Origin of the sequence: Pseudomonas sp. RIT623 (genome assembly GCF_004519305.1) — a bacterium.
Taxonomy (GTDB): Bacteria; Pseudomonadota; Gammaproteobacteria; order Pseudomonadales; family Pseudomonadaceae; genus Aquipseudomonas.
Map to the genome: position 1 here is coordinate 59,538 of NZ_SOZA01000011.1, position 22,113 is coordinate 81,650.

General features: G+C 64.1%; 18 protein-coding genes. 15 read left to right on the top strand and 3 right to left on the bottom strand.

Going from position 1 to position 22,113, the window contains the following annotated elements:
- Positions 1-103 precede the first annotated feature (103 nt).
- The 13 genes from pilM (at position 104) to E3U47_RS24950 (ending at position 16,850) form a co-directional block, all read left to right on the top strand.
- Positions 104-943, top strand: a complete 840-nt coding sequence (gene pilM / locus E3U47_RS10390) for a type IV pilus biogenesis protein PilM (RefSeq protein ID WP_167659466.1) — start codon at positions 104-106, stop codon at positions 941-943.
- Positions 940-1,479, top strand: a complete 540-nt coding sequence (locus E3U47_RS10395) for a PilN domain-containing protein (protein ID WP_134691353.1) — start codon at positions 940-942, stop codon at positions 1,477-1,479. Before pilM ends, E3U47_RS10395 begins: the two co-directional genes overlap by 4 nt.
- Entirely contained in the window at positions 1,476-2,486 is a 1,011-nt protein-coding gene (locus tag E3U47_RS10400) for a pilus assembly protein PilP (RefSeq protein WP_134691354.1), read from the top strand. The genes E3U47_RS10395 and E3U47_RS10400 overlap by 4 nt, the downstream gene beginning before the upstream one ends.
- The gene (locus tag E3U47_RS10405; protein ID WP_372239498.1) at positions 2,437-3,678 is read left to right on the top strand and encodes a type IV pilus secretin PilQ; all 1,242 of its coding nucleotides are present in this window, start codon (positions 2,437-2,439) and stop codon (positions 3,676-3,678) included. Before E3U47_RS10400 ends, E3U47_RS10405 begins: the two co-directional genes overlap by 50 nt.
- A 4-nt stretch (positions 3,679-3,682) precedes the next feature.
- Positions 3,683-4,201 (top strand): shikimate kinase AroK, encoded by a 519-nt coding sequence (aroK, locus tag E3U47_RS10410; protein WP_134691356.1) that lies wholly within the window; start codon positions 3,683-3,685, stop codon positions 4,199-4,201.
- A gap of 98 nt (positions 4,202-4,299) precedes the next feature.
- Entirely contained in the window at positions 4,300-5,397 is a 1,098-nt protein-coding gene (gene aroB, locus E3U47_RS10415; protein ID WP_134691357.1) for a 3-dehydroquinate synthase, read from the top strand.
- 15 nt (positions 5,398-5,412) lie between these two features.
- Entirely contained in the window at positions 5,413-7,023 is a 1,611-nt protein-coding gene (locus E3U47_RS10420; RefSeq protein ID WP_134691358.1) for an SPOR domain-containing protein, read from the top strand.
- A 375-nt stretch (positions 7,024-7,398) separates the two neighbouring features.
- Positions 7,399-11,844, top strand: a complete 4,446-nt coding sequence (gene gltB, locus E3U47_RS10430; RefSeq protein WP_134691359.1) for a glutamate synthase large subunit — start codon at positions 7,399-7,401, stop codon at positions 11,842-11,844.
- 123 nt (positions 11,845-11,967) lie between these two features.
- A complete protein-coding gene (locus tag E3U47_RS10435) occupies positions 11,968-13,386 on the top strand; it encodes an FAD-dependent oxidoreductase (protein ID WP_134691360.1) in 1,419 nt (472 codons plus the stop codon).
- Positions 13,387-13,514: 128 nt separating this feature from the next.
- Entirely contained in the window at positions 13,515-14,999 is a 1,485-nt protein-coding gene (locus E3U47_RS10440) for an amidase family protein (protein ID WP_134691361.1), read from the top strand.
- Between the two features lie 86 nt (positions 15,000-15,085).
- On the top strand, positions 15,086-16,150 hold the full coding sequence (gene hemE / locus E3U47_RS10445; protein ID WP_134691362.1) for a uroporphyrinogen decarboxylase: 1,065 nt from the start codon (positions 15,086-15,088) through the stop codon (positions 16,148-16,150).
- 116 nt (positions 16,151-16,266) lie between these two features.
- On the top strand, positions 16,267-16,614 hold the full coding sequence (locus E3U47_RS10450; RefSeq protein WP_134691363.1) for a NirD/YgiW/YdeI family stress tolerance protein: 348 nt from the start codon (positions 16,267-16,269) through the stop codon (positions 16,612-16,614).
- Between the two features lie 59 nt (positions 16,615-16,673).
- Positions 16,674-16,850, top strand: a complete 177-nt coding sequence (locus E3U47_RS24950) for a diguanylate phosphodiesterase (protein WP_167659467.1) — start codon at positions 16,674-16,676, stop codon at positions 16,848-16,850.
- A gap of 75 nt (positions 16,851-16,925) precedes the next feature.
- On the opposite strand, the gene E3U47_RS10455 is transcribed toward E3U47_RS24950, so the two are convergent.
- Entirely contained in the window at positions 16,926-18,188 is a 1,263-nt protein-coding gene (locus E3U47_RS10455) for an MFS transporter (RefSeq protein ID WP_134691364.1), read from the bottom strand.
- Between the two features lie 124 nt (positions 18,189-18,312).
- Between E3U47_RS10455 and E3U47_RS10460 the strand changes: the two genes are divergently transcribed.
- Together E3U47_RS10460 and E3U47_RS10465 are read left to right on the top strand one after the other, a co-directional pair.
- Entirely contained in the window at positions 18,313-19,218 is a 906-nt protein-coding gene (locus tag E3U47_RS10460; RefSeq protein ID WP_134691365.1) for a LysR family transcriptional regulator, read from the top strand.
- A gap of 52 nt (positions 19,219-19,270) precedes the next feature.
- Positions 19,271-20,044 (top strand): ParA family protein, encoded by a 774-nt coding sequence (locus E3U47_RS10465; RefSeq protein ID WP_134691366.1) that lies wholly within the window; start codon positions 19,271-19,273, stop codon positions 20,042-20,044.
- Here E3U47_RS10465 and trxC read toward each other — a convergent pair.
- Positions 20,041-20,475 carry a thioredoxin TrxC gene (trxC, locus tag E3U47_RS10470; protein WP_134691367.1) on the bottom strand — a complete coding sequence of 145 codons (435 nt, stop codon included), beginning with the start codon at positions 20,473-20,475 and terminating at the stop codon, positions 20,041-20,043. The two genes, E3U47_RS10465 and trxC, sit on opposite strands and share 4 nt — an antisense overlap.
- Positions 20,476-20,603: 128 nt before the next feature.
- Positions 20,604-22,064 (bottom strand): protein adenylyltransferase SelO, encoded by a 1,461-nt coding sequence (gene selO, locus E3U47_RS10475; RefSeq protein ID WP_134691368.1) that lies wholly within the window; start codon positions 22,062-22,064, stop codon positions 20,604-20,606.
- Positions 22,065-22,113: the final 49 nt, after the last annotated feature.

Sequence of the window (22,113 nt, forward strand, 5' to 3'; positions counted from 1 at the left end):
GCATTATAAGCATTTTTCGCCCCGCCGGGTGACCGTCCGGGGCGGCGCGGCGACCGCCTGCAGCGCAATGGCACGGGCTGCGCACGACAGGGAAGTGACAGTCATGCTTGGAGACTTTGGCGGCAGCGTCGGTTCACTGCTGGGGGTGGAAATCACCGACGATTCCATAAGAATGCTGCATCTGGGCCGGCAAAGGCGGGCCTTGCGGGTCGCCGGTTGGGCCGTCGAGCCTTTGCTGGGCACGCCGTCCGCGGGCGGCGGGCAACTGCAAACGGCGTTGCGCAAAGCGCATGAACGTTGCGCGACACGTCAGCGTCAGGTGGCCCTGGCACTGCCGGCCTCCCAGCTAATCTGCAAGGTTTGCCAAGTGGTGGCCGACCCGTCCGGTGAGGCCATGGAGGCACAATTGTTGGGGCTCGCCGACCAGCTCTTTCCTTTCCCGCTGGATGATCTTGCCCTGGACTTTCAACTGCTCGGGCCCAGCGCCCAGGCGCCGGGCATGATCGACGCCCTGGTCGTGGCCTGTCGGCAGAGCCAGCTCGATCCCTTCGAGCAACTGTTCGCTCAGGTTGGGTTGGAGCTGGTGGCGGTAGAGGTGGACAGCGTAGTGCTTTGGCGCGCACTGACACCTGGCGACAGCCTGGTCCTGCAGATGGAAAACACGCAACTGGTGACGCACCGCTGGGCGGATGGTGATGTGCCCCAGCGCCAGCAAAACGTGATGGTTTCGCCGGATCAATGGGGTGAACACATCGATGGGTTGGCTACAGCCCAGGAGGTCCTGTTGATCGGGGCCGCTGCCAGTCCTGGGCGAGCCCGGTCGATCTCCGAGCGGCTGGGAGTGGCCTGCCGCATGGCTTGTCCGCCCGCACTGGCTGGCTTGGAGGATATCGGTCCATCCATGGTGCTGGCTTACGGGCTGGCGCAGGGCGGTGCCGCATGAGGGTGCGACTGAACCTGATGCCTTGGCGCGAGCAGCGGCGGGCGAAGACATTGCGGCGCTTTCAGCAGGTACTGGTGCTCAGCCTGGTCCTGGCCTTGGCTGGTGTGTTGCTGCTCGACCAGGCGGCGCGGGCACGGCTGGCGAGGCAGGCCGAAGTGGTTGCCCGGCACCAGGCTGAGCTTGCCCGGCTAGAGAGTGGACTGCTGCAGCTTGAGCGGCTGCGTGAGGCGCGCCAGGCGGCGCAGGCGCAATATGCCTCCTTGACCACGCTGCGTGCCAGGCAGGCGTTGCTACCGGGGCTGTTGCTCAGCCTGGAGCAGGCGATGCCCGAGGGGGCGCAACTGACCGAGGTGGACTGGCAGGGCGAGCGCTTGCAGCTAGCCGGGCTGGCCGCCTCGGCGGCGGTGGTGGCGCGGCTCATGCGTGACTTGCAGCAGACCGGTGTGCTGCAGGAGGTCGAGCTGGTCCATTTGCGTTACCACCAGGCGGGTGACGAGTTTCTGCTGGCGGCGCGTTTGTCGCCGGAGGCGTCATGAATGGCTGGCGCTGGGGCGACTGGCAAGCGCGGGTCTGTCGGTCCCCGGCATTCGGCGTCGTGCTGGTCTCGTTAGGCGTATTAGCGGTGCTGGTCGCGGGGTACTTCATTCGTCTTCGCGAGCCGGGCCTTGCGTATGGCGCGGCTGCCGTCCAGGCACGTGCCGTGCAGCAAGCGTTGCGGGAGCGTGAAGCGCAGCTCGTTGAGCTGGGTGCCGAACGTCAGGCGCTTGAGGAGGCCGAACAGCATGTGCGCACGGAGCGCTGGCGACTTTCCGCAGGGGAGGGCATCAGCGACTGGCTCGATACCTTGGCGGTATCCGGCCACGAGCACGGCCTGTTGTTCGAGCGCCTCGATGTGCGCGAGGAACAGCGTGAGCTGGATTATCGGCTGATTCCCCTGGAAGTCCGGGTGAGGGGGCGTTACCCGGCGGTGCGTGCCTGGCTGGAACAAGGGCAACGGCAGTTGCGCTTGTTGAACGTGGCGCGGCTGCGCCTGACTCGGGCTGATGAGCGTTCGGACCTGATCGTGGGGCAGTTGCTGATCAATGCCTATCACGCCGGCGAAGCGTTGCCGGTACCGGCCGAGCTGGCGCACGAGCCTGCTCGGCAGGCCCTGGCCGTGACGGCATTCGATCCATTCCGGGCCTGGTCATCGGCGCGGCCGGGTCTTGGGCTTGGCCGTATCCCGCTGGACCAGTTGGAAATGGTTGGCACTCTGGCGCGTGGCGGGCGGCATCAAGCGCTGTTGCGCTCGGGTGGTCATGTGTATCGGGTCGGGGAGGGCGAGACGCTGGGGCGTGACGAAGGGCTAGTGGTGGCCATTGCGGCGGACCAGGTAACAGTGCGCGAGCGGATCTATATCGGGGATGCCTGGCAGGAGCGCCACCGGTATCTGCTGCTTGGGGGGCGTGTGAAGGGGGAGGTCAGGGATGAAGTCGATGCAATGGTTGGGCACGATGCTGCTCGTACTGGTGGGGGCGCGGGGCGCCTTGGCGACAGAGGGTGAGCCGCTGTCGCTGAACTTCCAGGACGTCGAAGTTCGCGCGGTCCTGCAGATCATGGCGGACTATGTGGGGGTCAACCTGGTGGCCAGTGACACAGTGCAGGGGCGGATCACCTTGCGTCTGGAGCAGGTGCCATGGGACCAGGCCCTTGACCTGGTGCTGCGCAGCCGGGGCCTTGGTCGTCGTCAGGAGGGTAACGTGTTGCTGGTCGCGCCCTTGGCGGAGCTGACCGAGCGGACTATGGGCGTTCGCCAGGAGCAGGCCCTGGAAGCGCAGTTGGAGCCGCTGCAACGCGCATTGATCCCGGTGTTCCATGCCAAGGCGGCGGAGCTGGCCGAGCTGCTGATGGCTAGCCTGTCCGGCGACGATATCCTCGCCGGGCGTGGCACCGTCAGTGTGGATGCGCGTACCAATACCTTGGTGCTCGTCCAGCCTGCGCGGCAGCTGGTGGAGCTGCGCAGGCTGGTGGCGCAGCTGGACGTGCCGGTGCGCCAGGTGATGATAGAGGCGCGGATCGTCGAGGCCAGCGTCGATTATGAAAAGGCCCTCGGCGTACGCTGGGGCGGGCCGCTGTATGGCCAGGACAACGGCCTGGGCAGCGAGCTGTTCGTTGACCTTGGTGTCGAGCGTGCCACCTCCGGCCTGGGTGTCGGCCTGCTGCGCAGCGACATTCTGCTCGACCTGGAGCTCAGTGCCATGGAAAAGAGCGGCAATGGCGAGATCATCTCCCAGCCCAAGGTGGTCACCGCCGACAAGGAAACCGCGCGGATCCTCAAGGGTACCGAGGTACCCTACCAGGAAACCACCAGGAGCGGTGCCACCTCCATCTCCTTTCGCGAGGCCTCGCTGTCGCTGGAGGTGACCCCGCAGATTACCCCTGACGGCAAGGTAGTGATGGCGGTACGGGTGACCAAGGACGAGCCGGACTTCATCAATGCCCTGAACAACGTACCGCCGATTCGCAAGAACGAGGTCAATGCCAAGGTGCGCGTGGCCGATGGCGAAACCATTGTGATTGGCGGCGTGTACTCGACGTCGCATAACAAAGTGGTCGACAAGGTGCCATTTTTTGGCGATCTGCCGTATGTTGGACGGCTGTTTCGACGCGATGCTTTACAAGAGAAAAAATCCGAGCTGCTGGTCTTCCTGACTCCGCGTATCATGAGTGACCAGGCGATTGCTGTGAGTCGTTGATTCTGTGCGAAATTTGATACTTGTGGGGCCCATGGGCGCTGGAAAAAGCACCATCGGACGCCTGTTGGCCAAAGAGCTGCGCCTGCTGTTCAAGGATTCCGACAAGGAAATCGAGCTGCGAACCGGCGCCAACATCCCGTGGATCTTCGACAAGGAAGGCGAGCCGGGCTTTCGTGATCGCGAGCAAGCGATGATCGCCGAGCTTTGCGCCCTTGATGGCGTGGTGCTGGCCACCGGTGGCGGCGCGGTGATGCGCGATGCCAACCGTGCCGCGCTGTACGCCGGTGGGCGGGTGATCTACCTGCATGCCTCGGTGGAGCAGCAGGTCGGGCGCACCTCGCGGGATCGCAACCGACCGCTGCTGCGCACTGCCAACCCAGAGGCCACCCTGCGGGCCTTGCTGGAAACCCGGGACCCGCTCTATCGCGAGATCGCCGACCTGGTGGTAGAAACCGACGAACGGCCACCGCGCATGGTGGTGCTGGACATTCTCGAGCGCTTGCAGAAGTTGCCGCCCCGCTGAGCGGGGACTATGCTCGGCGACCAACGCCGAGACGGGGTTGAACGTCATCGCGCGGGGCCGCTCCGACGCCACCGCGCCTTAGTACATTGTGGGGATACATGCAGACACTAAAGGTCGACCTGGGCGAACGTAGCTACCCGATCTACATTGGCGAGGGCCTGCTGGACCAGCCCGAGCTGCTGGCGCCGCACATTGCCGGCCGGCAGGTCGCCATCGTCTCCAACGAGACCGTCGCCCCACTGTACCTCGAACGCCTGAGCAAGACCCTGGGTGCCTATTCGGTGCTGCCGGTGGTGTTGCCTGACGGCGAGGCCCACAAGAACTGGGAAACCCTGCAGCTGATTTTCGATGCGCTGCTCACGGCCCGGCACGATCGCCGTACCACCGTGGTCGCCCTCGGTGGCGGGGTGATCGGCGACATGGCCGGCTTTGCCGCCGCCTGCTACCAGCGCGGCGTCGATTTCATCCAGGTGCCGACCACCCTGCTGTCCCAGGTCGATTCCTCGGTGGGCGGCAAGACCGGTATCAACCACCCGCTGGGCAAGAACATGGTGGGTGCCTTCTACCAGCCCAACGCGGTGCTGATCGACACCACCAGCCTGAAGACCCTACCCGAACGCGAGCTATCCGCCGGTCTTGCCGAAGTCATCAAGTACGGCCTGATCTGCGACGAACCGTTCATGGCCTGGCTCGAAGACAACATGCAGGCACTGCGGGCGCTGGAATCGGTTGCGCTGACCGAGGCCATCCGTCGTTCCTGCGCGGCCAAGGCCGTCGTGGTTGGCGCCGATGAGCGCGAGTCGGGCGTACGCGCCACGCTCAACCTTGGCCATACCTTTGGCCATGCAATCGAAACCCATATGGGCTATGGCGTCTGGCTGCACGGCGAAGCCGTGGCGGCGGGCACGGTCATGGCCCTGGAAATGTCCATGCGCCTGGGCTGGATCGACCAGTCGGCGCGGGACCGCGCCATTCGCCTGCTGCAGGACGCAGGATTGCCGGTGGTGCCACCACAGGAAATGACCCCGGCGCATTTCATGGAGCACATGGCGGTCGACAAGAAAGTGCTCGACGGGCGCCTGCGCCTGGTGCTGTTGCGCCAGCTGGGCGAGGCCGTCGTCACCGACGACTATCCGAAAGAGATTTTACAGGCCACGCTGGCGGCGGACTACCGCGCGATCGTGGCCCAGCTTTGAGGTTGTGACAACGCAATGAGCACTCTGCATGCCGATGAGGCGTTCCTCGAACATTACCAGTTGACCCACGATCCGTTCGCGCCGCGGGTGCCTGGCTTCAAGTTTTTCCCTGCCCAGCGCAAGCCGGTATTGGGCCAACTGCATCACCTGGCGCGCTACAGCCAGCTGATGCTGGCGGTCACTGGCCCCATGGGCAGCGGCAAGACGTTGCTGCGCCAGGCGCTGGTGGCTAGTACCAACAAACAGTCGGTGCAAAGCGTGGTGGTTTCCGCCCGCGGCGCTTCGGACGCGGCCAGCGTGCTCGGTCAGGTGGCCCAGTCGCTGGGTGTGGCCCAGGCCGAAGTGCAGGCGATCCTCAAGCAGGTGGTGCAACTGGCCCTGACCGGCCAGGAAGTCTATCTGTTGGTGGACGACGCGGAACAACTCGACGAGTCGGCACTCCAAGCGTTGCTGGAGTTGGCGGCCGGCGTCGCCGAAGGGCGACCGCATGTGTTCCTGTTTGGCGAGCCGTCGTTGATCGCCGGGCTGGAGGAGCTCAATGCCGATGGCGAGCGTTTCCATGTCATCGAGCTGGCGCCCTATAGCGAGGAAGAGACCCGCGAATACCTGGAGCAGCGCCTGGACGGCGCCGGCCGGGGTATCGAGGTGTTCACCCGCGAACAGATCGTCGACATCCACGAAAACTCCGACGGTTGGCCTGGCAACATCAACCAGGTTGCCCGCGATACCTTGATCGAAGCCATGATCGCCAGCCGCACCACGGCCAAGCGACCATCCATGGGGTTCAAAATGCCTAAGAAACACGTGCTCGCGTTGTCCGCTGTGGTCGTGGTCGCCGTTGGCGCGGCGGTCCTGATGCCCAAGAAGGGCGACAAGGCCCCGGCCGAGGCGCCCGCCGCCCAGGCTCAGCTGCCGTTGGGCCAGGGCGGCAATGGCGGCGCGCCCGCCATTGAGTTCTCCGGTTCCTCGCAGCCAATGCCATTGCCGCTGGTTGGCCAGTCGCAACCGGTGATGCGCGAGCCGCTGGCCGAAGCCGCTGGCATGGGCGAGGGCGAGGAAGGCGGCCCGGCCGGCAATACCGCGCTGCAACCTGCCGCGCCCTCGGCGGCCGTACCGCCGACCGTGACCACCATCGCGCCGCCAGCCGGTGCCACCGCAAGCCCCGCGCCAACCCCGGCCCAGCCGGTAGCAACCGCTCCGGCGCAGTCGGTTGCTCCAGTTACGAAACCCGTTGCAACCCAGCCGGTCAAATCGGTTGCACCTGCCAAGCCGGCAGCGGCCCCGACCCAGGTCGCCAGTGCCAAGCCCGCAGCCAAACCGGCTGCCGGTGGCGCCGGCAACAGCAGCTGGTACGCTGGGCAGAAACCCGGTAATTACGTGGTGCAGATCTTCGGCACCAGCTCCGAGGCGTCGGCCCAGTCGTTCGTCAAGGCCCAGGGTGGCGACTATCGCTACTTCAAGAAAAACTTGCAGGGCAAGCCGCTGTACGTGGTGACCTACGGCAATTTCGCCAACCGCGACGCCGCCGCCGCCGCCATCAAGAACTTGCCAGCCAAGGTCCAGGCTGGTAAACCTTGGCCACGTACCGTCGGCAGCGTCCAACAAGAGCTGGCCACGGCCCGCTGATACCTTCCGGGCGGCACCACCCCGCCGCCCAGTTGCTGAGCGAATCCTGATTCACGTCTAGCCTGCTGCGCACCCCGCGCGGCAGGCTTTTCTGTCCCAGACTGCCGGCCACAAGCCCTTTCTTGCAGTCCTGGCTGAAACGCTTCAGACTCCAGTCGTGCCGCTATCACGGCGTACGACTTAAAAACATTCAAAATTGCGACATAAATTTTCAATGGTGAGACATGAAAATTTGTGGGCGTCGCTGTCGCTGTGCAACAATGGTTTTCCATGACCACCGCAAAAAAGCTGGCGTTTGATCGGCGTGGATGGTAAGTGGTTGTTAAAAAAGAGATTTGCCTCCGGTTGAGAGGTGAACCTGGTGAGAAAGTGTCTATGAAAACAGGTCTGTACCATCCCGAAGAATTCAAGGACAACTGTGGTTTCGGCCTGATCGCCCACATGACGGGCGAGCCGAGTCACCACCTTCTGCAAACCGCCATGCAGGCGCTGACCTGCATGACCCACCGCGGCGGCATCAACGCCGACGGCAAGACCGGCGACGGTTGCGGTCTGCTCATGCAGAAGCCCGATCAATTCCTGCGCGCCGTGGCCCAGGAACACTTCGCCGTCGAGCTGCCCAAGCAGTACGCCGTCGGCATGGTGTTCTTCAACCAGGACCCGGTCAAAGCCGAAGCTGCCCGCGCCAACATGGATCGCGAGATCGTCAACGCCGGCCTGAGGCTGGTCGGCTGGCGCAAGGTGCCGATCGACACCAGCGTGCTCGGACGCCTGGCCCTGGAGCGCCTGCCGCAGATCGAACAGGTGTTCATCGGCGGTGAAGGCCTGAGCGATCAGGAATTCGCCATCAAGCTGTTCAGTGCCCGTCGCCGTTCGTCCGTGGCCAATGCCCATGACGCCGACCACTACATCTGCAGCTTCTCGCACAAGACCATCATCTACAAAGGCTTGATGATGCCGCGCGATCTCGCGGCGTTCTATCCGGACCTGGGCGATGAGCGCCTGCAAACCGCGATCTGCGTGTTCCACCAGCGCTTCTCCACCAACACCCTGCCGAAGTGGCCGCTGGCCCAGCCCTTCCGCTTCCTCGCCCACAACGGCGAGATCAACACCATCACCGGCAACCGCAACTGGGCCATGGCCCGTCGCACCAAGTTCGCCAACGACCTGATCCCCGACCTCGAAGAGCTCGGCCCGCTGGTCAACCGCGTCGGTTCCGACTCCTCGAGCATGGACAACATGCTCGAACTGATGGTAACCGGCGGCATCGACCTGTTCCGTGGCGTGCGCATGCTGGTACCGCCAGCCTGGCAGAACGTAGAGACCATGGACGCCGACCTGCGCGCTTTCTACGAATACAACTCCATGCACATGGAGCCGTGGGATGGCCCGGCCGGCATCGTCATGACCGAAGGCCGCCACGCGGTGTGCCTGCTCGACCGTAACGGTCTGCGCCCGGCGCGCTGGGTGACCACCACCAACGGCTATATCACCATCGCCTCCGAAATCGGCGTGTGGGGCTACCAGCCTGAAGAAGTGCTGGCCAAGGGCCGGGTCGGACCGGGGCAGATCCTTGCCGTGGACACCGAAACCGGCCAGATCCTCGACACCGACGCCATCGACAACCGCCTGAAGTCGCGCCACCCTTACAAGCGCTGGCTGCGTCAGCACGCCACGCGCATCCAGGCGACCCTGAGCGACGACCAGGGCGTGGCCAGCTACGACGCCGACCAGCTCAAGCAATACATGAAAATGTTCCAGGTCACCTTCGAGGAGCGCGACCAGGTGCTGCGTCCGTTGGGCGAGCAGGGCCAGGAAGCGGTCGGCTCGATGGGTGACGACACGCCCATGGCCGTACTGTCCCAGCGTGTGCGTTCGCCGTACGACTTCTTCCGCCAGCAGTTCGCCCAGGTGACCAACCCGCCGATCGACCCGCTGCGCGAAGCGATCGTCATGTCGCTGGAAATCTGCCTGGGCGCCGAGCGCAACATCTTCCAGGAATCCCCCGAGCATGCCTCGCGGGTGATCCTCAGCTCGCCGGTGATCTCGCCCGCCAAGTGGCGGTCCTTGATGAACCTGGAGCGTGAGGGCTTCGAGCGCCAACTGATCGACCTCAACTATGACGAGGGCGTCGGCCTGGAAGCGGCCATTCGTAACATCGCCGATCAGGCCGAAGAGGCCGTGCGCAGCGGCAAGACCCAACTGGTGCTGAGCGACCGCTACATTGCGCCGGGCAAGCTGCCGGTGCATGCCTCCCTGGCCGTCGGTGCGGTGCACCACCGTCTGACCGAGCAGGGCCTGCGTTGCGACAGCAACATCCTGGTCGAGACCGCCACTGCCCGCGACCCGCACCACTTCGCCGTGCTGCTGGGCTTCGGTGCCTCGGCCGTGTACCCGTACCTGGCCTACGAAGTGCTCGCCGACCTGATCCGCACCGGCGAAGTGCTGGGCGATCTGGACGAAGTGTTCAAGTACTACCGCAAGGGCATCTCCAAGGGGCTGCTGAAGATCCTGTCGAAGATGGGCATCTCCACCATCACCTCGTACCGTGGCGCGCAACTGTTCGAAGCCATCGGCCTGTCCGCGGAAGTGGTGGGCCTGAGCTTCAAGGGCGTGTCCAGCCGCATCAAGGGTGCGCGTTTCGAAGACCTGGAGAGCGACCAGAAGCTGCTCGCCGCCGAAGCCTGGAGCGCGCGCAAGCCGATCCAGCAGGGCGGTCTGCTCAAGTTCGTCCACGGTGGCGAGTACCACGCCTACAACCCGGATGTGGTCAACACCCTGCAAGCCGCCGTGCAGCAGGGTGACTACGGCAAGTTCAAGGAATACACCAGCCTGGTCGACCAGCGCCCGGTGTCGATGATTCGCGATCTGCTCAAGGTCAAGGTTGCCGACCAGCCACTGGCGCTGGAGCAGGTCGAGCCGCTGGAGGCGATCCTCAAGCGCTTCGACTCGGCCGGCATCTCGCTGGGCGCGCTGTCGCCAGAAGCCCATGAGGCCTTGGCCGAGGCGATGAACCGCCTGGGTGCGCGTTCCAATTCCGGCGAGGGCGGTGAAGACCCGGCCCGCTATGGCACCCTCAAGAGCTCGAAGATCAAGCAGGTGGCCACCGGCCGCTTTGGCGTGACCCCGGAGTACTTGGTCAACGCCGAAGTGCTGCAGATCAAGGTGGCCCAGGGCGCCAAGCCCGGCGAGGGCGGCCAGCTGCCAGGCGGCAAGGTCAACGGCCTGATCGCCAAGCTGCGCTATGCGGTACCCGGCGTGACCCTGATCTCGCCGCCGCCGCACCACGACATCTACTCGATCGAAGACTTGGCCCAGCTGATCTACGACCTCAAGCAGGTCAACCCGCAGGCCCTGGTCTCGGTCAAGCTGGTCGCCGAAGCCGGCGTGGGCACCATCGCCGCCGGCGTGGCCAAGGCCTATGCCGACCTGATCACCATTTCCGGCTACGACGGCGGCACCGGGGCGTCGCCGCTGACCTCGATCAAGTACGCCGGCGCCCCGTGGGAGCTGGGCCTGGCCGAAACCCACCAGACCCTGCGCGGCAACGACCTGCGCGGCAAGGTGCGGGTACAGACCGATGGCGGCCTGAAGACCGGCCTGGACGTAGTCAAGGCCGCAATTCTCGGCGCCGAGAGCTTCGGCTTCGGCACCGCGCCAATGATCGCCCTGGGTTGCAAGTACCTGCGTATCTGCCACCTGAACAACTGCGCCACCGGCGTGGCCACGCAGAATGACAAGCTGCGCAAGGACCACTACATCGGCACTGTCGACATGGTGATCAACTTCTTCACCTTCGTCGCCGAGGAAACCCGCGAATGGCTGGCCAAGCTGGGCGTGCGCAGCCTCGGCGAGCTGATCGGGCGTACCGACCTGCTCGACGTGCTGCCGGGCGACACCGAGCGCCAGGGCCACCTCGACCTGTCGCCGCTGCTGGGCAGCCCGCACATTCCGGCCGACAAGCCGCAGTTCTGCCAAGTGGACAAGAACCCGCCCTTCGACCAGGGCGAACTGGCCGAGAAGATGGTCGCCATGGCCTTGCCGGCGATCCGCGACCTGGCCGGTGGCGAGTTCGCCATGGACATCTGCAACTGCGATCGCTCCATTGGTGCGCGCATCTCCGGCGAGATCGCCAAGCTGCACGGCAACCAGGGCATGGCCGCGGCGCCAATCACCTTCCGCTTCAAGGGCACCGCGGGCCAGAGCTTTGGCGTGTGGAACGCCGGCGGCTTGAACCTGCGCCTGGAAGGCGACGCCAACGACTACGTCGGCAAGGGCATGACCGGTGGCAAGCTGACCATCGTGCCACCAGCCGGCAGCCCATTCGAAACCCAGCACAGCGCCATTGTCGGCAACACCTGCCTGTACGGTGCCACCGGCGGCAAACTGTTCGCCGCCGGCACTGCAGGCGAGCGCTTCGCTGTGCGTAACTCCGGCGCCCACGCTGTGGTCGAGGGCACCGGCGATCACTGCTGTGAATACATGACCGGCGGCTTTGTCTGCGTCCTGGGCAAGACCGGTTACAACTTCGGCTCTGGCATGACCGGCGGTTTCGCCTACGTGCTCGACATGGACAACTCCTTCGTCGACAAACTCAACCATGAGCTGGTGGAAATCCAGCGTATCAGTGGTGAAGCGATGGAGGCCTACCGCAGCCACCTGGCGCGGGTCCTGGGCGAGTACGTGGAAGAAACCGGCAGCGAGTGGGGGCGTGAGCTCTCGGAGAACCTGGACGACTATGTGCGGCGCTTCTGGCTGGTCAAGCCGAAGGCGGCCAACCTCAAGCAACTGATGTCCAGCACCCGCGCCAACCCACAGTAAAAGCAGCTGCAAGTGGCAAGCCTCAAGCTGCAAGTAAATGCGCTTCGAGGTTTGCCCGGCTTAAGTGATCGTCTTGCGGCTTGCAGCTTGTAGCTTGCAGCTGCTGTTAAGAGGTTTTGAAAAATGGCTGAACGTCTGAGCAACGACTTCCAGTTCATCGAAGTGGGGCGTAAAGACCCCAAGAAAAAGCTGCTGCGCCAGCGCAAGAAGGAGTTCGTCGAGATCTACGAACCTTTCAAGCCGCAGCAATCGGTCGAGCAGGCCCACCGCTGCCTGGGCTGCGGCAACCCGTATTGCGAGTGGAAGTGCCCGGTGCACAACTTCATCCCCAACTGGCTGAAGCTGGTTTCCGAGGGCAACATCCTGGCCGCGGCGGAGTTGTCGCACCAGACCAACACCCTGCCGGAAGTGTGTGGCCGGGTGTGTCCGCAGGATCGCCTGTGCGAGGGTGCCTGCACCCTGAACGACGGCTTTGGCGCGGTAACCATCGGCTCGGTGGAGAAGTACATCACCGACACCGCCTTCGCCATGGGCTGGCGCCCGGACATGTCCAAGGTCAAGCCCACCGGCAAGCGTGTCGCCATCATCGGTGCCGGCCCTGCGGGCCTGGGCTGCGCCGACGTGCTGGTGCGTGCTGGCGTGACCCCGGTGGTGTTCGACAAGAACCCGGAGATCGGCGGCCTGCTGACCTTCGGCATCCCTGAGTTCAAGCTGGAAAAGACTGTGCTGAGCAACCGCCGCGAAGTCTTCACCGGCATGGGCATCGAGTTCCGCCTGAACACCGAAGTGGGTAGGGACATCAGCATGGAGCAGCTGCTGGCCGAGTACGATGCGGTGTTCATGGGCATGGGCACCTACACCTACATGAAGGGCGGTTTCCCTGGGGAGGACCTGCCGGGCGTGCACGACGCGCTGGACTTCCTGATTGCCAACGTCAACCGCAACCTGGGCTTTGAAAAGTCGCCGCAAGACTTCGTCGACATGCAGGGCAAGAAGGTCGTGGTGCTCGGCGGTGGCGACACCGCGATGGACTGCAACCGCACCTCGATCCGCCAGGGCGCCAAATCGGTGACCTGCGCCTATCGCCGGGACGAAGCGAACATGCCGGGTTCGCGCAAGGAAGTGAAGAACGCCAAGGAAGAGGGCGTGAAGTTCCTCTACAACCGCCAGCCTATCGCCATTGTCGGCGAGGACAAGGTCGAGGGCGTGAAGGTGGTCGAGACCCGTCTTGGTGAGCCGGATGCCCGTGGCCGTCGCAGCCCCGAGCCAATCCCGGGTTCCGAAGAGATCCTGCCGGCAGATGCCGTGGTGATCGCTTTCGGTTTCCGTCCGAGCCCGGCGCCGTGGTTCGAGCAGCATGACATTCAGCTCGACAGCCAAGGTCGCGTGGTGGCGCCGGAGAAGGGCAAGTTCAAGCACCAGACCAGCAACCCAAAGGTGTTCGCCGGTGGCGACATGGTACGGGGGTCGGACCTGGTGGTGACGGCGATCTTCGAAGGGCGCACGGCGGCTGAAGGAATTCTCGATTACCTTGGTGTGTAACCGGTCGCCTGGAATGTAGGATGCATCCTACATGTCTGGGCGAAATGTCAGGCTAGTTCTGCGTACAGCTGATTCCGAGACTGGAGGTTCCCTTCACAGGGCGAATATTCAGTCAAGGAATCAGAAGTATGAAAAATCAACAGCAGCAACCAGCTAATTCTGTAATGGGGAACTATTCCCCCCTCAATGAAAATCCAGGTGAGGACTTTGACGGTCCGATCTTTGCCTCGGTCATTACCCCTGACGACAACGATTTCGCTAGCATTTCCGCGCTTCAGGCGCAGATGGCCGATGGGACTCTGACCTCCGCGGATCTGGTAACGCGCGCCTTGGCGCGGGTTGCCGCCCTCAACGAGCAAGGCCCAGCGCTGAAGGCTGTCATCGAGATCAACGCTGCTGCGTTGACGCTTGCCCAGACCCTGGACACGGAACGAGCCGCGGGAACCGTGCGTGGCCAACTGCATGGCATTCCGGTGTTGATCAAGGACAACATCGATACGGGTGACGGCATGCAGACCAGTGCCGGATCGCTGGCGCTGGTGGGCCAGGCGGCCTCGACGGATGCCTACATCGTTGAGCGCCTGCGGGCGGCCGGCGCGGTCATCCTCGGCAAGGCCAACACCTCGGAGTGGATGGGGTTCCGTGACATGGCTGTCCCAGAGGGATGGAGTGGTCGTGGCGGCCAGACCCTGAGCGCGCGGGGCAAGGGCATGCCGGTTTCGGGGTCGAGTGTCGGATCCGCGGTTGGGGTGAGTGCGGGCCTGGCCACTGTCGCCGTGGGTACCGAGACCAGTGGTTCGCTGATCAAGCCGGCTTATCTCAGCCAGGTGGTCGGCATGCGCCCAACGCATGGGCTGCTTGGCCAGTCGGGTATCGTTCCGCTGTCGAAAAGCCTGGACACTCCTGGGCCGATGGCGCGCAACGTGACTGATGCCGCGATTTTGCTGGATGCGATGTTCGGTACGGGGGCCTGGAGTGAGCCGCCAACTGGCGTGCCCACGGAACAGACCGATTTCGCGGGTGGGTTGGATGCGGCAGCTCTGAACGGCGCTCGGCTGGGTTATCGTTCGGACAGCCCACTGCCGTCCTCCGTGGTCACGGCCCTGGAGAATGCTGGTGCGACTCTGGTGCCGGTCGAGCTTGTGTTCCCGCCCATGTTCGCTGACCTGTTCTCGGTGGTGAAACATGAGTTCAAGCGCGACCTGGCCGAATACTTGGCCTCGCGCCCGGGAATCGAGGTGAAATCCCTGGCCGACGTGATCGCCTTCAATACGGCGAACCCGCTACCGGAGGAGTATAAGCAAGGGCTTCTGGAATATGCTCAGGCACAGGAGCTTGAGGAAGCGGATTATGTGGCGGCTGTCGGCAGGCTGGTCAGCCAAAGCCGTGCGCTGATCGATGACGCCCTCGCCACGCATAATGTGATCGCGCTGCTCGACCAGCCAATGGGGGCGTTGCCCGCGTATGGCGCCAACGCCGGTTATCCAGGGCTGATGGTACCGGTCCCAGGGGACAGCGCAGTGCCGGTCGGCTTGTATTTGGGTGGCGCGCAGTGGAGCGATCAATTGCTGCTGTCGCTGGGGCTGGGGTTCGAACGCAGTCTCTCAGAGTAACCCTTCAGCTAAAAGGCACGGCTTGGCGCCGTGCCTTTTCCGGCGGGGTCTGCGAAAATGCCCCCACCTTTCTGCCGGATATCGCTATGACCGCCCTGAAGAACGATCGTTTCCTGCGTGCACTGCTCAAGCAACCCGTGGACGTAACCCCAGTGTGGATGATGCGCCAGGCCGGCCGCTACCTGCCGGAGTATCGCGCCAGCCGGGCCAAGGCCGGCGACTTCATGAGCCTGTGCATGAACCCGCAGTTCGCCTGCGAGGTCACCCTGCAGCCGCTGGACCGCTACCCGCTGGACGCGGCGATCCTTTTCTCGGACATCCTCACCATCCCTGACGCCATGGGCCAAGGTCTGTACTTCGAGACCGGCGAAGGTCCACGTTTCAAGAAGGTCATCAGCACCCTGGCCGACATCGAGGCGCTGCCGATTCCTGATCCGCAGAAAGACCTTGGCTACGTGATGGACGCGGTCAGCACCATTCGCCGCGAACTCAATGGTCGCGTACCGCTGATCGGTTTCTCCGGCAGCCCTTGGACCCTGGCCACTTACATGGTCGAGGGCGGTTCGTCCAAGGACTTCCGCAAGACCAAGGCCATGGCCTATGACAACCCCCAGGCCCTGCATCTGCTGCTGGACAAGCTGGCCCAGTCGGTCACCAGCTACCTCAATGGCCAGATCCTGGCCGGTGCTCAAGCGGTGCAGATCTTCGACACCTGGGGCGGCAACCTGTCGGCGGCGGCCTACCAGGAGTTTTCCCTGGCCTACATGCGCAAGATCGTCAGTGGCCTGATCCGCGAGCACGAAGGGCGCAAGGTGCCGGTGATCCTGTTCACCAAGAACGGTGGCCTGTGGCTGGAAAGCATCGCCGAGGCCGGTGCCGACGCGCTGGGCCTGGACTGGACCTGCGAAATCGGCGATGCCCGCCGCCGCGTCGGTGACAAAGTGGCGCTGCAAGGCAACATGGACCCGACCGTGCTGTATGCCAAGCCCGAGGCCATCCGCCAGGAAGTCGCGCGCATCCTCGCCAGCTATGGCAAGGGCACTGGCCATGTGTTCAACCTGGGCCACGGCATCACGCCGGAAGTCGACCCGGAGCACGCCGGCGTGTTTATCAACGCTGTGCATGAGCTGTCGGCGCAGTACCACCAGTAAGCGCCTTTGTGTTGCAAGGAGCCCGGCCAGGTGCCGGGCTTTTTGTTGTATTAAGTTTCAATTCAGCGATCGTCGGTAATCTGTTGCCATCAAAACGCAAACAGGACCCGATCACCATGAAAGCCCGTTACCTGCCCCTGATCCTCGCCCCACTGTTCAGCACCGCCGCCCTGGCAGCCGGCTACACCGGCCCTGGCGCTCAAGCCGTGACCACCGTTGCCGCCGCCAAGGAGGCTGCCGATGACACCCCCGTGGTGCTGCAGGGTTACGTGACCAAGAAGATCAACAACGACGACAAGTACGAGTTCAAGGACAACACCGGCAGCATCACCGTTGAAATCGACGATGAAGACCTGCCGCCGACGCCATTCAATGAGAAGACCAAGGTCAAGCTGACCGGCGAGGTGGAGAAGCATCTGATGAGCCGTGAAGTGGATGTGGATATCGTCGAGATCATCAACTGATCCCAGGCTGATATCGTTCGGTAGGAGCCAGCTTGCTGGCGAACCAGGCGCCGTGCCGCATGGCACCCGCTGTGCCGGTGTTCGCCGGCAAGCCGGCTCCTACGCCGATTACGGCCTGCAATACCCGTAGGAGCCAGCTTGCTGGCGAACCAGGCGCCGCGCTGCATGGCACCGGCTGTGCCGGTGTTCGCCGGCAAGCCGGCTCCTACGCCGATTACGGCCTGCAACACCCGTAGGAGCCAGCTTGCTGGCGAACCAGGCGCCGCGCTGCATGGCACCGGCCGTGCCGGTGTTCGCCGGCAAGCCGGCTCCTACGTTGCTTGCGTCACGTCTGGGGCCGTCTTCGGCGCTAACTTGCTCAGGTGCAACGCCACCAGCAACGCCACCGCCAGCAGGCTGGCGATGAACAGCCCGATGCCGTTCCAGCCCCACTGGTGCCAGAACACCCCGCCCGCCGTCCCGGCGACACTCGACCCCGCGTAATAGCTGAACAGATACAGCGACGACGCCTGCCCCTTGGCCTTCAGCGCCCGCCGTCCGATCCAGCTGCTGGCCACCGAGTGCGCGCCGAAGAAGCCGAAAGTGAACACCAGCATGCCGACGATGATCAGCGCCAGCGGGCTGGCCAGGGTCATCAGCAAACCGCCGGCCATCACCACGATACTGGCCCAGAACACCTTACGCCGCCCCAGTTTGTCGGCCAGCGCGCCGACCTGCGCCGAGCTGTAGATCCCCGACAGGTACACTACCGACAGCAGGCCGACCAAGGCCTGGTTCATGTGGTAAGGCCCGGCCAGCAGCCGGTAGCCTATGTAGTTGAACAGGGTGACGAAGGCACCCATCAGCAGGAACGCCTCAAGAAACAGCCAAGGTAGCCCGGCGTCCTTGAAGTGCATGACGAAACCGTCCAGCAGGCTGCGTGGCTGCAATGGCCGAGGGCGGAAGTTGCGCGACTCGGGCAGGACTTTCCAGAACACCACGGCTGCCACCAGGGCCAGGCCGCCCATCACCAGCATTGCCGTATGCCAGCTGACGAAGTCGATCAGCACGCCGCTGATCAGTCGCCCGCTCATGCCGCCGATGGCATTGCCGCCGATGTACAGGCCCATGGCCAGGCCGATGTGCTGCGGGTGGATCTCTTCGCTCAGGTAGGTCATGGCCACCGCCGCCAGACCGCTCAGCGACAGGCCCACCAGGGCGCGGGCGACCAGCACCAGTTCCCAGCTTTGCATCACCGCACTGGCGAGGGTCGACAATGCCGCGCACAGCAGGGCGAAGACCATCACCGGCTTGCGCCCGATGCGGTCGGAAATAGGGCCAGTGATCAACAAGCCGATGGCCAGCATGGCGGTGGACACCGACAGCACCAGGCTGCTCTGCGCGGCGTTGATGGCGAATTCCCGGGACAGCAGCGGCATCATCGGTTGCACGCAGTACAACAGGGCGAAGGTGGCGAAGCCGCCGCTGAACAGCGCCAGCACGGTCTTGATGAAGGCGGGAGTGCCTTTTTCGATCCAGATATCGTTGACCACGGGTGTGGGTTCAGGGGGCAGGGGGGCGACGGCGGATCTCACGGACGGATACCTCGGGCGCAGGGGCCAGGTGTTGCGGTGAAAAAAGCATATAGCTGGCTAATGATTAGATCCAATATATTGTTCGACCTGTTTGAGACGTTTTACGACTTGTTTGGAGCGGGCCATGGAACTGCGTCACCTGCGTTATTTCGTCGCTGTGGCCGAAGAGCTGCATTTCGGTCGCGCCGCCCAGCAACTGGGAATCTCCCAGCCGCCGCTGAGCCAGCAGATTCAGGCGTTGGAACAGGAGCTTGGGGCGCGCCTGTTCGAGCGCACCAACCGTCGTGTAGCGCTCAGCGAGGCCGGCCGGTTATTCCTGGAAGAGGCCCGACAGGTGCTGGCGCAAGTGGAAAAGGCCGCCGATGTGGCCCGCCGGGCACAGTTGGGCGAACTGGGCGAGATGAAGGTCGGCTTCACCTCTTCGGCACCGTTCACCTCGCGTATTCCCCAGGCCATCCATGCTTTCCGCCAGCGCTTCCCGGCGGTGCACCTGAACCTGAAGGAAATGAGCAGCCGCGAAGTGGTGGAGGCCGTATTTGACGAGTCCATCGAGGTCGGCCTGATGCGCCCAATGCCTTTGCCGGACGGTATCGTCTGTACCGAGTTGTTCCGCGAGCCCCTGGTGGCGGTGCTCAATGCCTCGCATCCGCTGGCGGCCGGCAGCGCCCAGGGGCTGTACATGCAGGCCCTGGCCCAGGAGCCGTTCGTGTTCTTCCCGCGCAGCTACGGCAGCGGCTTGCACGCCCAATTGCTGAGCCTGGCGCGCAAGGCCGGCTTCACCCCGCATTTCGCCCAGGAGGCGGGCGAGGCGATGACCATCATCGGCCTGGTCTCGGCGGGGCTGGGGGTATCGGTGCTGCCGGCGTCGTTCCAGCGCATGCGCATCGAGGGCGTGGTGTATCGCACCCTGTTGGACGAGGAGGCGATGACTGCTGTCTGGCTGGTGCGTCGCGCGGCGTCGGGCTCGGCCATGGCCAATGCCTTCGTCGCCCTGCTGGCTGGGCTGGAGCAGCCCGATGGTGCTGGCTAAACCGCCGCGCTGGCCACATACTCGGGCATTCGTTGATACACGGAGGTCTCTCATGCGGCGCGTGGTGTTCAATCAGAAAGGTGGCGTGGGCAAGTCGAGCATCGCTTGCAACCTGGCGGCGGTCAGCGCCAACGAGGGCTACCGGACCCTGCTGATCGACCTGGATGCCCAGGCCAACTCGACCCAGTACCTCACCGGCCTGACCGGCGACGACATCCCCATGGGTATCGCCGACTTCTTCAAGCAGTCGCTGTCCAGCGGGCCGTTCGCCAAGAAGAACAAGGTCGATATCTACGAAACGCCGTTCGACAACCTGCACGTGGTCACTGCCACCCCCGAGCTGGCCGACCTGCAGCCCAAGCTCGAGGCCAAGCACAAGATCAACAAGCTGCGCAAACTGCTCGACGAGTTGGACGAGGATTATGAGCGGATCTATATCGATACTCCGCCGGCCTTGAACTTCTATGCGGTTTCTGCGCTGATCGCCGCCGATCGCGTGTTGATCCCTTTCGACTGTGACAGTTTCTCGCGCCAGGCCCTGTATGGCCTGCTGGCCGAGATCGATGAGCTCAAGGAAGACCACAACGACGAACTGGTGGTCGAGGGCATCGTCGTCAACCAGTTCCAGTCCCGCGCCAGCCTGCCCCAGCAGATGCTCGACGAGCTGCTGGCCGAAGGCCTGCCGGTGCTGCCGGTGTACCTCGGCAGTTCGGTGAAGATGCGTGAGTCGCACCACGCCAGCCTGCCGCTGATCCACCTGGAGCCACGGCACAAGCTGACCCAGCAGTTCGTCGAGTTGCATGATCTGCTGGAGCGCAGCGCCTAGATCCCTTGGCTGCGTAGCCATTCCAGTAATGACTGAAGTGGAAACGCACCGGCCTGGCGGGTCAATTCGCGGCCATTCTTGAACAGGATCAGGCTGGGGATCGAGCGGATACCCAACTGGCCGGCCAGGTTGCGGTTGGCTTCGCTGTCGAGCTTGGCCAGGCGGCAGCGGCCCGAGAGCTGCCGCGCGGCTTGCTCGAAGGTCGGGGCGAAGCTCTTGCACGGGCCGCACCAGTCGGCCCAGACATCCAGCAGCAGCGGCAGATCACCTTTGATCTGGGCGGCATAGTTGCCTTCGGTCAGCTCGAACGAGGTGCTCAGCAGCACGTTCTGTTTGCAGCGGCCGCATTTCGGGGTGTCGCCCAGGCGGTCGGTGGGGATGCGGTTGAGGCCGTTGCAGTGGGGGCAGGGGATTACCAGCGGATTGGACATCGGGGTCTCCAGTCGAAAGATGCTGCGGCGAACTGCGGCTCCCACAGGGTTGGCGCGCTCATTGTGGGAGCCGGCTTGCCGGCGATCGAGGGCGAAGCCCTCGCAGAGTTTCACGTGCAGCAATGAAATCAGGACGAACAGCTGATCTCCAGGTGCTTGCCCCACTCCGGCGGTCGCTCGGCATACGCTTGCATCCCGGGCTGTTCCTCGAACGGTTTGCTCAGCACCTGATGCAGCCGACGCACTTCACTGTAATCACCGGCCTCTGCCGCTTCGATAGCCTTCTGCGCTAGATAATTGCGCAGTATGTACAGCGGGTTGACCGCATGCATCCGCTCACGGCGACCTTCGGCATTACCCGGCTCACGCTCGCAGCGTGCCAGGTAGTCCGCACCCCAGGCATCGAAACCGGTCAGGTCGACGAAATCGTCGCGCACCACTTGCAGGGCCTGGGCTACCGGTTGCTCGCCCAGGCGGCGGAAGAACAGCGTGTAGTCCACACCGCCGCTCTGCATGCGTTGCAGCAGGCGTTCGACCAGCGCCATGTCGTCGTCCTCGGCGGTAGTCAGGCCGAGGCGGCGTCGCATCAGGTCCAGATAGTGGGCCTGGTACAGCGGCAGGAACAGCGCCAGCGTCTCCTTCAGTGGCTCGACCTCGATTGCCGTGGTCAGCGCCTGGGCCAGGGCGCTGAGGTTCCAATGGGCGATTGGCACCTGGTTGGCGTAGCTGTAGCGGCCACGGTCGTCGGAGTGGTTGCAGATGAAGTTGGCGTCGAAGTCGTCGATGAAGGCGTAGGGGCCGAAGTCAAAGGTGATGCCGAGGATCGACATGTTGTCGGTATTCATCACCCCGTGACAGAAGCCGTAGGCCTGCCAGCGGGCGATGAGCTCGGCATTGCGTTCAACGATGGTGCGGAACATGGCCAGGTAAGGCTGTTCGGCGTCGCGGCATTCGGGATAGTGCTGGTGCAGCACATGGTCGATGAGCACTCGCTGCTGCTCTGGCTGTTTCGTGTAGTAGAAGTACTCGAAATGGCCGAAGCGCACATGGCTCTGGGCCAGGCGCAGCAGCATCGCGGCGCTTTCGCGGGTTTCCCGCCACACCGTGGTGCTCGAGCCGATCACGCACAGTGCCCGGCTGCTTGGGATGCCCAGCGCGCTCAGGGCCTCGGAGGCAAGGAACTCGCGAATCGACGAGCGCAGCACGGCCCGGCCATCACCCATGCGTGAGTAAGGCGTCTGGCCGGCGCCCTTGAGGTGCAGGTCCCAGTGTTCGCCGGCGTCGTTGAGCACTTCGCCCAGCAGCAAGCCACGGCCATCGCCCAGGCGCGGGTTGTAGGAGCCGAACTGGTGGCCGGAGTACACCATCGCCCGCGGGTCGACGTGTTCCCACAGCTTGTGGCCGCTGAACAGTTCGGCGAACACGGCTTGCTCGGCCTGGGCCGGGTCGAGGTCGAGCAGGGCCATCGCCGATGCGCTGGCCACAACTAGACGCGGGTCGGCGATCGGATCGGGTAGGACCTGGGTGGAGAAGGCGTCGCCCAGGCGGGCGAAGCGGTTGTCGAAGACGAGTTGGTCGAGGGACTTCACGAGGCCTGCTCCTGGGTGGCGGTGCCATGGGGCCGCTTTGCGGCCCTTC

Coding starts and splice junctions, on each gene's coding strand:
- E3U47_RS10420 (WP_134691358.1), top strand. CDS start 5,413: ATGAGCACTCTGCATGCCGATGAGGCGTTCCTCGAACATTACCAGTTG.
- E3U47_RS10460 (WP_134691365.1), top strand. CDS start 18,313: ATGGAACTGCGTCACCTGCGTTATTTCGTCGCTGTGGCCGAAGAGCTG.
- E3U47_RS10465 (WP_134691366.1), top strand. CDS start 19,271: ATGCGGCGCGTGGTGTTCAATCAGAAAGGTGGCGTGGGCAAGTCGAGC.
- trxC (WP_134691367.1), bottom strand. CDS start 20,475: ATGTCCAATCCGCTGGTAATCCCCTGCCCCCACTGCAACGGCCTCAAC.
- E3U47_RS10435 (WP_134691360.1), top strand. CDS start 11,968: ATGGCTGAACGTCTGAGCAACGACTTCCAGTTCATCGAAGTGGGGCGT.
- E3U47_RS10395 (WP_134691353.1), top strand. CDS start 940: ATGAGGGTGCGACTGAACCTGATGCCTTGGCGCGAGCAGCGGCGGGCG.
- aroB (WP_134691357.1), top strand. CDS start 4,300: ATGCAGACACTAAAGGTCGACCTGGGCGAACGTAGCTACCCGATCTAC.
- gltB (WP_134691359.1), top strand. CDS start 7,399: ATGAAAACAGGTCTGTACCATCCCGAAGAATTCAAGGACAACTGTGGT.
- hemE (WP_134691362.1), top strand. CDS start 15,086: ATGACCGCCCTGAAGAACGATCGTTTCCTGCGTGCACTGCTCAAGCAA.
- E3U47_RS10440 (WP_134691361.1), top strand. CDS start 13,515: ATGAAAAATCAACAGCAGCAACCAGCTAATTCTGTAATGGGGAACTAT.
- E3U47_RS10450 (WP_134691363.1), top strand. CDS start 16,267: ATGAAAGCCCGTTACCTGCCCCTGATCCTCGCCCCACTGTTCAGCACC.
- E3U47_RS24950 (WP_167659467.1), top strand. CDS start 16,674: ATGGCACCCGCTGTGCCGGTGTTCGCCGGCAAGCCGGCTCCTACGCCG.
- E3U47_RS10405 (WP_372239498.1), top strand. CDS start 2,437: ATGCTGCTCGTACTGGTGGGGGCGCGGGGCGCCTTGGCGACAGAGGGT.
- pilM (WP_167659466.1), top strand. CDS start 104: ATGCTTGGAGACTTTGGCGGCAGCGTCGGTTCACTGCTGGGGGTGGAA.
- E3U47_RS10400 (WP_134691354.1), top strand. CDS start 1,476: ATGAATGGCTGGCGCTGGGGCGACTGGCAAGCGCGGGTCTGTCGGTCC.